The sequence below is a fragment of the Bacillus spizizenii TU-B-10 genome, from assembly GCF_000227465.1.
Classification (GTDB): domain Bacteria; phylum Bacillota; class Bacilli; order Bacillales; family Bacillaceae; genus Bacillus; species Bacillus spizizenii.
In genome coordinates, this window is sequence record NC_016047.1 from 218,678 (window position 1) to 231,493 (window position 12,816).

The following is a 12,816-nucleotide window of genomic DNA, read 5'->3' on the forward strand; positions in this document are numbered from 1 at the left end:
GGGTTATTCTGTTTTAACAGATGTTAGTGAGTCGAACGCGATAATATTAGTATCCCCTTTTAAATCTTTCACATGTAACTGTTGTTTAATTTCATTTATGTAATGAACATGTCCAACTACGTCCTCAATAAAGCCATTTCTATAAAAACTAATGGTTATAGCCGCATTGTCCTCCATTGCTTCATTTGTCCATTTCCATATTTTTAATTTGAGATAGGTTAAGAACTGACGCTTTCAAACGAAGCGGTTCCAGCTGATGATATTCGGGGCTTCCTGACGATAGATTTTACGCGCTAAAGACGGAATCGAACCTGAAAACATTATTTAAATGAAAAAATCCCCCGCTTTAGGGGATTTAAAGAGAAAAATCTCTTTATCTTCACTGAGGAAAAACACCGTTAGCGGTGCTTTGAGAACTCTCGAAAAATCTGTGCGACTCGAAAGAAGGCCTCCTTTGGTTCCCACGGTGGCAATGACTGTGATCGAGGGTCGTCATGGCCAAAAGTCTTGACCAGAGAGAAGGAAGCCAGGTCGTGATCCTTTGCCCCTTCGCCGAATCGTAGCGCTGGTTTGGAGAACTCGAATACAAAGACAGCATCCACATTTGCTCCATTGAGAAGTTCCAGTTGTGTTCCGATGTAGTCTGCTTGTTCTCGCTCGCTGCGTTTCGGGACCACGCCGTCCTTAAAGATTCCCGTTCCGTCTGGATTTACCCCCTGTAAAACGGTGAAGCCGCCGTCACCCAGCTTACCTGCTCCTTCGTATGTACAAGATCCGACTTCCATTATAGCGATCGGAAGGCCTTTCCGACGGTAGCGTTCTAGACCTGCGACATACTCTTCGTCTGTTTCTGCGTGTCGGTAGTAGTCGACTCCGACAATGTCGAAGATGCTCCAATCAACGTCTTCCCACACGCCGGCTGAGTAAGTCAGCTGTCCTCCGAAGACTGGGCGAACCGTTTCGACGAAGGAACGAAGTGCTTGGTTGAGGAGGACTGCCTTCTCTGCCAAAACATCTGAACTAGCAGAGGTGGATTTAAGACTCTCCAACTGCTTGCTAAGCCACATGCCGCGGTCCGCCCATGAGTTTCCTGGGAAGATGCCGTCACTAAAAATCGTCAACTCGCAGCCGATGACGAATACGATATTAACACCTTCGAGTCTCAGTCGTTCGGCCTCTTTTGCAGCCTCAGCAAGGTAGGAACGCGTCTCCTCGATCGTCGCACCCATTTTCCAAGGGTTGAAGAAGACGGTGAGCCCAGCTGCATAGGCGGTTTGTGCAGCGACCACGAGACGACTAATTTCTTCACCTTCAATGCGTATTGCATTCGCGTGCAAGTTGTGGGCGATCGTGTTGATATCGTACTTCACGAGTGAGGGGTCAAAAGGTTCGACAGATACCGCGTCTGGAGAAAATCTTAAGCCGACATCATAAACAACTCCGTAGTATTTCAAGATAAACCCGCTCCCTTCTATCTAATATAATGCTTGTAGTCGAGGTCAGACCAATACCAGTATATATCCAACCTGAAATGATGATCTGAGTATTTTTGCTTGGAGTTCTTGTCATACATTCTCTCCTTTCTGAAGAGTAATTTTAAGTAACTTTCCTTCATTCCTAATAAAATGTATTCGATTCTTGTTATTCTAATTCTTTACAAATTGTAAAGGCATCTTCGCTACTCTTGTTCAAAAGGGAATTCTACAGCAGACAAAGCAGCCTTATATATGATTTACATGAAAAATCATGGCTCAAAAAGATCAATCATTGTTCATCAAATAAATCAAGACTATATCCGAGCATTTTGTTTTAGGAGCAAGGGGTTTGCTCCTACTTATAGAGAACTAATGAATATGTTAGGGTTAACCTCACCGAGTACATTGAAAGGACTGTTAGATGCTCTGAAAAGAAATACGTAACTTGGGAAGCGGGTTCATCAAGAACATTGAAAGTGTTTAAGCAAATACTATCTTATAATAGATGGTTTATTGTCGGGTTTAATTTCAGGTGTCCGCCACCCAGGGTGGCAGAAAGGTGGCAAACACGATTATTCGCCACCTTTCTAAATTTGTCTAAACCGTATTGACATTTATCAAAACCCTGCTATAATTACCTTTGTCCTAAGAAACCGGATATAAACTTTCAAGATGCTCTTCCATGGTAAGGAAGAGGTCAGCGGTTCGAGCCCGCTTGGAAGCTTTATTAAATGTATTATTACCAAGGTTTCTCGAAAAGGAGAAAGCTTTTTTTATTGCGATATGCGGAAGTAGTTCAGTGGTAGAACACCACCTTGCCAAGGTGGGGGTCGCGGGTTCGAATCCCGTCTTCCGCTCCATTTTATCCCAACGGGATATTGTAAAATTGATTGCGCCCGTAGCTCAATTGGATAGAGCGTTTGACTACGGATCAAAAGGTTAGGGGTTCGACTCCTCTCGGGCGCGCCATTATTCTAATAGAATAGCTAGGAAATCGGGAAGTAGCTCAGCTTGGTAGAGCACATGGTTTGGGACCATGGGGTCGCAGGTTCGAATCCTGTCTTCCCGACCATTTTCATGGGGCCTTAGCTCAGCTGGGAGAGCGCCTGCTTTGCACGCAGGAGGTCAGCGGTTCGATCCCGCTAGGCTCCACCAAAAGTTTTTTAAAAAAGTTGTTGACTTTGAAGAAGCAGCATCGTATACTAATAAAGTTGCTTTAACAAAGCGAACAAACGAAATGATCTTTGAAAACTAAACAAGACAAAACGTACCTGTTAATTCATGTTTTATAAAATCGCACAGCGATGTGCGTAGTCAGTCAAACTACTTTATCGGAGAGTTTGATCCTGGCTCAGGACGAACGCTGGCGGCGTGCCTAATACATGCAAGTCGAGCGGACAGATGGGAGCTTGCTCCCTGATGTTAGCGGCGGACGGGTGAGTAACACGTGGGTAACCTGCCTGTAAGACTGGGATAACTCCGGGAAACCGGGGCTAATACCGGATGCTTGTTTGAACCGCATGGTTCAAACATAAAAGGTGGCTTTGGCTACCACTTACAGATGGACCCGCGGCGCATTAGCTAGTTGGTGAGGTAATGGCTCACCAAGGCAACGATGCGTAGCCGACCTGAGAGGGTGATCGGCCACACTGGGACTGAGACACGGCCCAGACTCCTACGGGAGGCAGCAGTAGGGAATCTTCCGCAATGGACGAAAGTCTGACGGAGCAACGCCGCGTGAGTGATGAAGGTTTTCGGATCGTAAAGCTCTGTTGTTAGGGAAGAACAAGTACCGTTCGAATAGGGCGGTACCTTGACGGTACCTAACCAGAAAGCCACGGCTAACTACGTGCCAGCAGCCGCGGTAATACGTAGGTGGCAAGCGTTGTCCGGAATTATTGGGCGTAAAGGGCTCGCAGGCGGTTTCTTAAGTCTGATGTGAAAGCCCCCGGCTCAACCGGGGAGGGTCATTGGAAACTGGGGAACTTGAGTGCAGAAGAGGAGAGTGGAATTCCACGTGTAGCGGTGAAATGCGTAGAGATGTGGAGGAACACCAGTGGCGAAGGCGACTCTCTGGTCTGTAACTGACGCTGAGGAGCGAAAGCGTGGGGAGCGAACAGGATTAGATACCCTGGTAGTCCACGCCGTAAACGATGAGTGCTAAGTGTTAGGGGGTTTCCGCCCCTTAGTGCTGCAGCTAACGCATTAAGCACTCCGCCTGGGGAGTACGGTCGCAAGACTGAAACTCAAAGGAATTGACGGGGGCCCGCACAAGCGGTGGAGCATGTGGTTTAATTCGAAGCAACGCGAAGAACCTTACCAGGTCTTGACATCCTCTGACAATCCTAGAGATAGGACGTCCCCTTCGGGGGCAGAGTGACAGGTGGTGCATGGTTGTCGTCAGCTCGTGTCGTGAGATGTTGGGTTAAGTCCCGCAACGAGCGCAACCCTTGATCTTAGTTGCCAGCATTCAGTTGGGCACTCTAAGGTGACTGCCGGTGACAAACCGGAGGAAGGTGGGGATGACGTCAAATCATCATGCCCCTTATGACCTGGGCTACACACGTGCTACAATGGACAGAACAAAGGGCAGCGAAACCGCGAGGTTAAGCCAATCCCACAAATCTGTTCTCAGTTCGGATCGCAGTCTGCAACTCGACTGCGTGAAGCTGGAATCGCTAGTAATCGCGGATCAGCATGCCGCGGTGAATACGTTCCCGGGCCTTGTACACACCGCCCGTCACACCACGAGAGTTTGTAACACCCGAAGTCGGTGAGGTAACCTTTTAGGAGCCAGCCGCCGAAGGTGGGACAGATGATTGGGGTGAAGTCGTAACAAGGTAGCCGTATCGGAAGGTGCGGCTGGATCACCTCCTTTCTAAGGATATTTACGGAATATAAGACCTTGGGTCTTATAAACAGAACGTTCCCTGTCTTGTTTAGTTTTGAAGGATCATTCCTTCGAAACGTGTTCTTTGAAAACTAGATAACAGTAGACATCACATTCAATTAGTAAGACAAGATATCACATAGTGATTCTTTTTAACGGTTAAGTTAGAAAGGGCGCACGGTGGATGCCTTGGCACTAGGAGCCGATGAAGGACGGGACGAACACCGATATGCTTCGGGGAGCTGTAAGCAAGCTTTGATCCGGAGATTTCCGAATGGGGAAACCCACCACTCGTAATGGAGTGGTATCCATATCTGAATTCATAGGATATGAGAAGGCAGACCCGGGGAACTGAAACATCTAAGTACCCGGAGGAAGAGAAAGCAAATGCGATTCCCTGAGTAGCGGCGAGCGAAACGGGATTAGCCCAAACCAAGAGGCTTGCCTCTTGGGGTTGTAGGACACTCTGTACGGAGTTACAAAAGAACGAGGTAGATGAAGAGGTCTGGAAAGGCCCGCCATAGAAGGTAACAGCCCTGTAGTCAAAACTTCGTTCTCTCCTGAGTGGATCCTGAGTACGGCGGAACACGTGAAATTCCGTCGGAATCCGGGAGGACCATCTCCCAAGGCTAAATACTCCCTAGTGACCGATAGTGAACCAGTACCGTGAGGGAAAGGTGAAAAGCACCCCGGAAGGGGAGTGAAAGAGATCCTGAAACCGTGTGCCTACAAGTAGTCAGAGCCCGTTAACGGGTGATGGCGTGCCTTTTGTAGAATGAACCGGCGAGTTACGATCCCGTGCAAGGTTAAGCAGAAGATGCGGAGCCGCAGCGAAAGCGAGTCTGAATAGGGCGCATGAGTACGTGGTCGTAGACCCGAAACCAGGTGATCTACCCATGTCCAGGGTGAAGTTCAGGTAACACTGAATGGAGGCCCGAACCCACGCACGTTGAAAAGTGCGGGGATGAGGTGTGGGTAGGGGTGAAATGCCAATCGAACCTGGAGATAGCTGGTTCTCTCCGAAATAGCTTTAGGGCTAGCCTCAAGGTAAGAGTCTTGGAGGTAGAGCACTGATTGGACTAGGGGCCCCTACCGGGTTACCGAATTCAGTCAAACTCCGAATGCCAATGACTTATCCTTGGGAGTCAGACTGCGAGTGATAAGATCCGTAGTCGAAAGGGAAACAGCCCAGACCGCCAGCTAAGGTCCCAAAGTATACGTTAAGTGGAAAAGGATGTGGAGTTGCTTAGACAACCAGGATGTTGGCTTAGAAGCAGCCACCATTTAAAGAGTGCGTAATAGCTCACTGGTCGAGTGACTCTGCGCCGAAAATGTACCGGGGCTAAACGTATCACCGAAGCTGCGGACTGTTCTTCGAACAGTGGTAGGAGAGCGTTCTAAGGGCTGTGAAGCCAGACCGGAAGGACTGGTGGAGCGCTTAGAAGTGAGAATGCCGGTATGAGTAGCGAAAGAGGGGTGAGAATCCCCTCCACCGAATGCCTAAGGTTTCCTGAGGAAGGCTCGTCCGCTCAGGGTTAGTCGGGACCTAAGCCGAGGCCGAAAGGCGTAGGCGATGGACAACAGGTTGATATTCCTGTACCACCTCCTCACCATTTGAGCAATGGGGGGACGCAGGAGGATAGGGTAAGCGCGGTATTGGATATCCGCGTCCAAGCAGTTAGGCTGGGAAATAGGCAAATCCGTTTCCCATAAGGCTGAGCTGTGATGGCGAGCGAAATTTAGTAGCGAAGTTCCTGATTCCACACTGCCAAGAAAAGCCTCTAGCGAGGTGAGAGGTGCCCGTACCGCAAACCGACACAGGTAGGCGAGGAGAGAATCCTAAGGTGATCGAGAGAACTCTCGTTAAGGAACTCGGCAAAATGACCCCGTAACTTCGGGAGAAGGGGTGCTCTGTTAGGGTGCAAGCCCGAGAGAGCCGCAGTGAATAGGCCCAGGCGACTGTTTAGCAAAAACACAGGTCTCTGCGAAGCCGTAAGGCGAAGTATAGGGGCTGACGCCTGCCCGGTGCTGGAAGGTTAAGAGGAGCGCTTAGCGTAAGCGAAGGTGCGAATTGAAGCCCCAGTAAACGGCGGCCGTAACTATAACGGTCCTAAGGTAGCGAAATTCCTTGTCGGGTAAGTTCCGACCCGCACGAAAGGCGCAACGATCTGGGCACTGTCTCAACGAGAGACTCGGTGAAATTATAGTACCTGTGAAGATGCAGGTTACCCGCGACAGGACGGAAAGACCCCGTGGAGCTTTACTGCAGCCTGATATTGAATGTTGGTACAGCTTGTACAGGATAGGTAGGAGCCTTGGAAACCGGAGCGCCAGCTTCGGTGGAGGCATCGGTGGGATACTACCCTGGCTGTATTGACCTTCTAACCCGCCGCCCTTATCGGGCGGGGAGACAGTGTCAGGTGGGCAGTTTGACTGGGGCGGTCGCCTCCTAAAAGGTAACGGAGGCGCCCAAAGGTTCCCTCAGAATGGTTGGAAATCATTCGCAGAGTGTAAAGGCACAAGGGAGCTTGACTGCGAGACCTACAAGTCGAGCAGGGACGAAAGTCGGGCTTAGTGATCCGGTGGTTCCGCATGGAAGGGCCATCGCTCAACGGATAAAAGCTACCCCGGGGATAACAGGCTTATCTCCCCCAAGAGTCCACATCGACGGGGAGGTTTGGCACCTCGATGTCGGCTCATCGCATCCTGGGGCTGTAGTCGGTCCCAAGGGTTGGGCTGTTCGCCCATTAAAGCGGTACGCGAGCTGGGTTCAGAACGTCGTGAGACAGTTCGGTCCCTATCCGTCGCGGGCGCAGGAAATTTGAGAGGAGCTGTCCTTAGTACGAGAGGACCGGGATGGACGCACCGCTGGTGTACCAGTTGTTCTGCCAAGGGCATCGCTGGGTAGCTATGTGCGGACGGGATAAGTGCTGAAAGCATCTAAGCATGAAGCCCCCCTCAAGATGAGATTTCCCATTCCGCAAGGAAGTAAGATCCCTGAAAGATGATCAGGTTGATAGGTCTGAGGTGGAAGTGTGGCGACACATGGAGCTGACAGATACTAATCGATCGAGGACTTAACCACATTTTGAATGATGTCACACCTGTTATCTAGTTTTGAGAGAACACTCTCAATTTGTTTGGTGGCGATAGCGAAGAGGTCACACCCGTTCCCATACCGAACACGGAAGTTAAGCTCTTCAGCGCCGATGGTAGTCGGGGGTTTCCCCCTGTGAGAGTAGGACGCCGCCAAGCAGATTTTTTATTTCTACCATGTTTGTTTATGAAGCTTATATTATTCCGCAGTAGCTCAGTGGTAGAGCTATCGGCTGTTAACCGATCGGTCGTAGGTTCGAATCCTACCTGCGGAGCCATTGCTTCCATAGCTCAGCAGGTAGAGCACTTCCATGGTAAGGAAGAGGTCAGCGGTTCGAGCCCGCTTGGAAGCTTATTTAAAATACGTTGATCTTATGCAGTTTCCGCGAAATATGGAACTGTTATTTTTTTTGTCTAAAATAGTTGGGTGTCATACGGGTGGCAAATTAGAGAATTTCTCTAAAATGTCCCCGTTTTTAATATATTATTGATTGCATCAGCAACTAAAATATCTGATTCACGGTTAGCGTGAGTGTAAATATTCAAAGTGGTTTGGACGTTAGCATGGCCAAGCCTCTGAGAAATAGCTTTAATGTTTAATCCAGGTACTTTCCCAATTTGATTTATTAACATCGTTGCGTGTGAGTGTCTCATATCATGAAGACGTCCTGGCTTGATATTGTGTCTCTTAGTGAATCTCTGCCACCAAGTATTAGGTGAGGTTGGATACTGGGGTTGCCCCATATCCCCACCAAATAACAAAAGCTTATCTGTTCCTCTCCACAGTTCACCCAACAGTAATTTATTCTTCTTGATCTCTCGTAGCAAAATAGCTGCTTCTTGCATAATATCAGGCGGCATCGTAACTTTTCGGAAAGAGTTACTTTTAGGATCTTTAAACCGATAACCTTTCTTCTTTGTATATTGTAAAGACTCATCAATTCTGACTTCATTAGTATCAAAAAATAAATCTGTTTCATCGATTGCTAATAGTTCACCTCTACGAAATCCTCCAGTAAAAGCAAATTTAATCATAACTCTGTTCCTCAATGGAGCGTGTTCATCTAATAGCATAAAAATTTCCTTTATTTCTTCTTCAGTATAAATTTCATATTCATTGTATTTTTGTTTTGGCCGCTTTACGTTTTCTGCAGGGTTTTCTTTTATAATTTTCCACTCAGCTGCTCTTCCTAAGATATCTCTAATGATTCGATATCTTGCATGAATGCTTGACGTTGAGACATCATTTTCCCTTTGGTATTCTTCTAGGAAATTTAATATGTGAATAGGCTGAATCTCGTCTAAGTACATGTCTCCAAAATAGGGCTGTATTTCTTTCCCCATAATATATTCATAAGTTTCACGAGTTTTATCATCGAGATGATCCAGGGCATATTTTTTCTCCCAGTCCTCTATGAACATATTGAATGTTCGTTTGTGTGGTGTGATATAAGCGCCGGCTTCAACTTCTGTTTTGAATTTATACCATTCACTCTCCAGGTAATTGCGCAGTTTTTTAGTGGTTTTTAATAAAGCTGGATCCTCTATTCTAATTGTTTTGACCTTTCTTTTTCGCTTGCTCTTCGTACCGATATCAACAACTAATCGAAATGACTTTTCGCCTCTTTTTTCAATTGTTGGCATATAAAATTTTCTCCCTTTCTTTATTCTTTTGAATCATGAATGATTGGTACTTAAAGCTGAATAACTTACGGAAGTACATATCCAATCTTTTTTCCGCAAAAGGATGTGTAACCTGAAAAAGATCAGATATGAGACTTATAGATTCCCGCTTGGTTGCCGGTAATTTGATGTTTTTCAGCATAAAGCTAGGTACAGCAAAGTGATACATAAATGCATTTGCTTGATTCTCCTGTAATTCTCTAAAGAGTGGGGGTAATTTGTATTGAACACCTACATGATTTATGTGATGGCACAGTTCATGGGAAAAGTCTTCCCACTGCTTTTTTTTAGATAATCGCGAATCAAGAATAATACAAGCCATTCCCAGCAGTTTTACTGCTACAGATGAACGGTTTTTGTAATGGACTATTATTTTTAACCTATCTGCAATTAGTTCCAAGTCCCATGTACCCGGATCAGCAATTCCAATACCTGTATATATTGTCTTGATTCGATCTTCAAGAAGTGATAATTGATACAAGATAAAGCCTCCTACTAACGTAACGCAAACCTATGTTCGGTTTTGTGTTGAAAAGAAAAGCTCCCTAAAGAGCTTAAATACTAAATTTAGTTTATATCTAATTTAATAGTCTTTTCGTTTGTTATAGTTTTATATGATTCGCTATCATAAGTATCTCCCAGAACAAGAGTCAAAGAATTTATCTCTTCTGGATCCCCGTCATATATAACTCCTATTGTGTACTCATCTTTAGCGTTCCCGTAGATATCATGTGGTCCATTCTCCATAAGGTTATTTTTATCTACTTCTATTTGTTCCTTTGTGTTTGGGATGACCATAGAAATCCCTTTCCATTTTACAAGCGCATCTCCTGTATTTTCAGCTGTAACAGTTATTTGAATGTAACTTAAAGGTTCATCAAGCTGTTTGGCGACTTTCAGTTCATACATCTGCAGAGTGTCGCTAGGAATATTTGTGCGAGTTAACACTTTTATATCGTCTATTGTCACTTTAAGAGGTGAAATATCAATATGTTTATCTGGATTCGTTATTTTATTTAATTCAACAATCTCCCCGGTATCTTCTTTGTACTTTTGACCGGGTTCAGTTAAAGAACGGTTGTTTCCTGTTTGATATGTATCTTCCTGATTTTCGCTCGCTGTGTCCTCTTTATTGTTTGCCTCGTTTGACGAATCAGAAGAGCTGCAAGCAGTTAAGTATAAACTCATCATAAACAATAAAAGTAATAAGATTCTTTTTTTGTAAAGCTGCAAGTAATTGTCCCCCTCAATATGAATACACTCTTTGATGATTTAACTTTTCTTTATCTTTCGTTTAACTTAATGAATGTTAAACAGTTTGTTTTACAGCATGCACCCATGATAAACCCTTGATATATCTATGTTTTCAGGGAGTGCAAAAAGTTTTATTTAACACTTAGGTTTCTTTTTATTAAACAAATGTTTAACAAATGTTTTACCAGAAGAAGAATTAAAGAATTAAGAATAAAGAATAGCTGCTACTGTTCATCGAACCCTTTTTTCAAAAGATAATCCAAAAGTTCTTTTGCTTGTTCTTTAGTAATTTTTCCATCACGACCAGCAATTAGGGTTTCAGGATCATTTAAAAGTTCATCTATTTGAGAGTCGTTTGAATTTCCCTTTAACAGATAGTCTGTTGTGACATCCAAGACCTCAGCTAACTTGATTATTTCTGAATCAGTAATAGGTCGAGTGCCTTTTTCTATACGGTTCATAACAGCATAATTTAGGTCTACACGGCGGGCTAATTCCCTTTGGGACCAACCTTTTCTTTCTCTTAATAAAACTATCCGATCACCTATATTCATTGTTTTCACCACTTTCTAAGTAAGACAAATGATAACATGTTTCCGTTATGGAAATAAAAAAAGTTTCTAAATCGTAAACAAAACTTGTTGACATTTCTGTTTTAGAACTGTATTATGTGGTTACAAAGTTTCTGAAACAGAAACGAAAGGAGCGAAAGATATGCAGAAACTCGATTTAGTTTTTATCAAGAATAGACGAATCGAATTAAAAATTTCTCAGCGAGATCTAGCAATAAAGCTAGGATTAAAAACTGGCTCAAGTTATTTAAAGTATGAGCAGGGTGTTTATGCATTTAAAGCAGATCAATTGCCGACCTTAGCGCAACATTTAAAATGCAAAATCACAGATTTTTTTGCTGAAAACGTTTCTGATTTAGAAACAAACAGTGCTTAGGAGGATTTCATTATGAGCAACAAACCATTAAGCCCTCAGGAAGCTGCTAGTTTACTGAGGGTTCATAAAGAAACCATTTATTCCTTGGTTAGAAATAAGGAAATTCCGCATTTCAGAATTGGAAAGAAAATATTTTTCCGACCAGAAACCCTAAATGCTTGGATAAGCCAATTAGAACAGAACAGTGTTGATGATTCTGCTTAATATCTTTTAACTAAAGTTTACCAATATACGGTTAAAAATTTGGTAGAAAAAGGAGAGGGTCAAAGTGAAATTTGGTAGAGCACCGAAAGCATTAAAAAGCGCTCGTAAAGAGGCGGAACTTACACAACAGCAATTATCTATGGACGATGAATTATTTCTTTCACGTGAATCTGTATCTCATCAGGAATGCGGCCGCCACAAAGTTCAGCCGGAGGTGGCTCAGTATTTTGCTGAGAAACATAATGATCCACGGCCTGCCCTTGAAGCTGCTTCTGATTATACAGGCTGGGGACCTTTAATCCTGGACGGGGAAACAGCCGATTTGCATAGGGTGAACCTTCTTGTTCAATCCAAAATACAAATGACAGAAGCGCTGGATGCCTTACAAAATTCAGTCGAGCATATTTCAGTTAATCCCAAAACATTGTCAGATACAAAAATGATTGAAAAATCGATTCAGGAATGTTTAGACGTCATAACAGCTTTAACTCAACTAATCGTTGTTCTCTGTAAGGAATACTCGATTTCATGGGTGAAGATGTGGGGCAAGCATAAAATGAAGCTTTTAACGAGGGGGTTAATCAAAGGTGCTTCTTGAGGACAAGGTTTTGAAAAAACACTTTAATTCAGCAAGGCGAGAACAAATTTTTATAGAGGAATACTCAAAGCTCTTGATCAAAGCTGTTGCTAACGGAGATATGAAAAAGGCGAATGAAACGGTTAATGAACTTCGCAAATCTGTAAAACAACTAGATCAGTACATAAAATCCAAGCGAGACTTCGATCGCATTGTTGAAGTTATTCCGTCAAAAGATTTTTTTGAAAAAAAGTTAGAGGGGATGATTTGAATGAAATTTGTATTATCTGCAAGCCGGTTAATGAAAGCTTCTGAGGTTGTGAATCATTGTCGGGAAGTAAAGAGGAATCCAGCACAGATTCTTCTGGTGAATGCCGAGGCGAAGAAGGCTATTGAAAATATAAAAAAGCAGCAAGCTCCTACACTCACTGCTTAAGGAAAATATAAAACGTTATGAAGGTATTATATCGCTCTTTATTGAGCACGGCAAGCTTGTTCTTGTCGTCAGGCCAGGGGGAGATCTTTTTTATCCATCCTAAACCCCCTTTATTTTACCACTATCCTCTCTCTGGTCTGACGATGCGTACAAGCATCAGAAAGGAGGATTTTCGGTGTTTTACCTGGTTATTCCGCCAAGGAAGTGCCCTAATTGCGGAAAGGTCGAAGAACGATCTTACAAAATTTATTGC

The 12,816-nt window shown here is 44.4% G+C and carries 12 protein-coding genes, 6 tRNA genes and 3 rRNA genes; 15 read left to right on the plus strand and 6 right to left on the minus strand.

The window, feature by feature from the left end; translation table 11 throughout:
• Nucleotides 1-3: 3 nt before the first annotated feature.
• Nucleotides 4-177 (minus strand): YolD-like family protein, encoded by a 174-nt coding sequence (locus tag GYO_RS43165; RefSeq protein WP_014112426.1) that lies wholly within the window; start codon nt 175-177, stop codon nt 4-6.
• 221 nt (nt 178-398) lie between these two features.
• On the minus strand, nt 399-1,454 hold the full coding sequence (locus GYO_RS22885) for a glycoside hydrolase family 113 protein (protein WP_014112427.1): 1,056 nt from the start codon (nt 1,452-1,454) through the stop codon (nt 399-401).
• Between the two features lie 399 nt (nt 1,455-1,853).
• Between GYO_RS22885 and GYO_RS44015 the strand changes: the two genes are divergently transcribed.
• The 10 genes from GYO_RS44015 to GYO_RS22930 all read left to right on the plus strand — a co-directional run bounded on the left by GYO_RS44015 (nt 1,854) and on the right by GYO_RS22930 (nt 7,814).
• Nucleotides 1,854-1,919: a hypothetical protein gene (locus GYO_RS44015; RefSeq protein ID WP_238528870.1), complete on the plus strand. Its 66-nt coding sequence runs from the start codon at nt 1,854-1,856 to the stop codon at nt 1,917-1,919.
• 341 nt (nt 1,920-2,260) lie between these two features.
• Nucleotides 2,261-2,335: transfer RNA gene (locus tag GYO_RS22890), tRNA-Gly, on the plus strand.
• A 32-nt stretch (nt 2,336-2,367) separates the two neighbouring features.
• A tRNA-Arg gene (locus tag GYO_RS22895) sits at nt 2,368-2,444 on the plus strand.
• Between the two features lie 26 nt (nt 2,445-2,470).
• Nucleotides 2,471-2,547, plus strand: a tRNA-Pro gene (locus GYO_RS22900).
• A 7-nt stretch (nt 2,548-2,554) separates the two neighbouring features.
• A tRNA-Ala gene (locus GYO_RS22905) sits at nt 2,555-2,630 on the plus strand.
• Between the two features lie 173 nt (nt 2,631-2,803).
• Nucleotides 2,804-4,353, plus strand: a 16S ribosomal RNA gene (locus tag GYO_RS22910).
• Between the two features lie 169 nt (nt 4,354-4,522).
• Nucleotides 4,523-7,450, plus strand: a 23S ribosomal RNA gene (locus tag GYO_RS22915).
• 54 nt (nt 7,451-7,504) lie between these two features.
• Nucleotides 7,505-7,620, plus strand: a 5S ribosomal RNA gene (rrf, locus tag GYO_RS22920).
• Together the 16S, 23S and 5S rRNA genes with 6 tRNA genes alongside form the textbook arrangement of a ribosomal RNA operon.
• A gap of 44 nt (nt 7,621-7,664) precedes the next feature.
• Nucleotides 7,665-7,739: transfer RNA gene (locus GYO_RS22925), tRNA-Asn, on the plus strand.
• 2 nt (nt 7,740-7,741) lie between these two features.
• A tRNA-Thr gene (locus tag GYO_RS22930) sits at nt 7,742-7,814 on the plus strand.
• A 106-nt stretch (nt 7,815-7,920) separates the two neighbouring features.
• Here GYO_RS22930 and GYO_RS22935 read toward each other — a convergent pair.
• The 4 genes from GYO_RS22935 to GYO_RS22950 all read right to left on the minus strand — a co-directional run bounded on the left by GYO_RS22935 (nt 7,921) and on the right by GYO_RS22950 (nt 10,952).
• Nucleotides 7,921-9,105, minus strand: a complete 1,185-nt coding sequence (locus GYO_RS22935; RefSeq protein ID WP_014112362.1) for a tyrosine-type recombinase/integrase — start codon at nt 9,103-9,105, stop codon at nt 7,921-7,923.
• A complete protein-coding gene (locus GYO_RS22940; RefSeq protein ID WP_014112363.1) occupies nt 9,092-9,625 on the minus strand; it encodes an ImmA/IrrE family metallo-endopeptidase in 534 nt (177 codons plus the stop codon). Before GYO_RS22940 ends, GYO_RS22935 begins: the two co-directional genes overlap by 14 nt.
• Before the next feature lie 86 nt (nt 9,626-9,711).
• The gene (locus tag GYO_RS22945) at nt 9,712-10,377 is read right to left on the minus strand and encodes a hypothetical protein (RefSeq protein ID WP_014112364.1); all 666 of its coding nucleotides are present in this window, start codon (nt 10,375-10,377) and stop codon (nt 9,712-9,714) included.
• A gap of 245 nt (nt 10,378-10,622) precedes the next feature.
• On the minus strand, nt 10,623-10,952 hold the full coding sequence (locus GYO_RS22950; RefSeq protein ID WP_017696738.1) for a helix-turn-helix domain-containing protein: 330 nt from the start codon (nt 10,950-10,952) through the stop codon (nt 10,623-10,625).
• A gap of 160 nt (nt 10,953-11,112) precedes the next feature.
• Between GYO_RS22950 and GYO_RS22955 the strand changes: the two genes are divergently transcribed.
• The 5 genes from GYO_RS22955 to GYO_RS43935 all read left to right on the plus strand — a co-directional run bounded on the left by GYO_RS22955 (nt 11,113) and on the right by GYO_RS43935 (nt 12,563).
• Complete coding sequence (locus GYO_RS22955; protein ID WP_014112366.1) at nt 11,113-11,346, plus strand: helix-turn-helix domain-containing protein; 234 nt, start codon at nt 11,113-11,115, stop codon at nt 11,344-11,346.
• 12 nt (nt 11,347-11,358) lie between these two features.
• On the plus strand, nt 11,359-11,550 hold the full coding sequence (locus GYO_RS22960) for a helix-turn-helix domain-containing protein (protein ID WP_017696740.1): 192 nt from the start codon (nt 11,359-11,361) through the stop codon (nt 11,548-11,550).
• A gap of 64 nt (nt 11,551-11,614) precedes the next feature.
• The gene (locus GYO_RS22965) at nt 11,615-12,148 is read left to right on the plus strand and encodes a helix-turn-helix domain-containing protein (RefSeq protein ID WP_014112367.1); all 534 of its coding nucleotides are present in this window, start codon (nt 11,615-11,617) and stop codon (nt 12,146-12,148) included.
• Nucleotides 12,138-12,398 carry a hypothetical protein gene (locus tag GYO_RS22970; protein WP_014112368.1) on the plus strand — a complete coding sequence of 87 codons (261 nt, stop codon included), beginning with the start codon at nt 12,138-12,140 and terminating at the stop codon, nt 12,396-12,398. The genes GYO_RS22965 and GYO_RS22970 overlap by 11 nt, the downstream gene beginning before the upstream one ends.
• Nucleotides 12,399-12,563, plus strand: coding sequence for a hypothetical protein (locus GYO_RS43935; protein WP_014112369.1), 165 nt, complete (start codon nt 12,399-12,401; stop codon nt 12,561-12,563). It abuts the gene before it with no gap.
• The last annotated feature ends 253 nt before the right edge of the window (nt 12,564-12,816 follow it).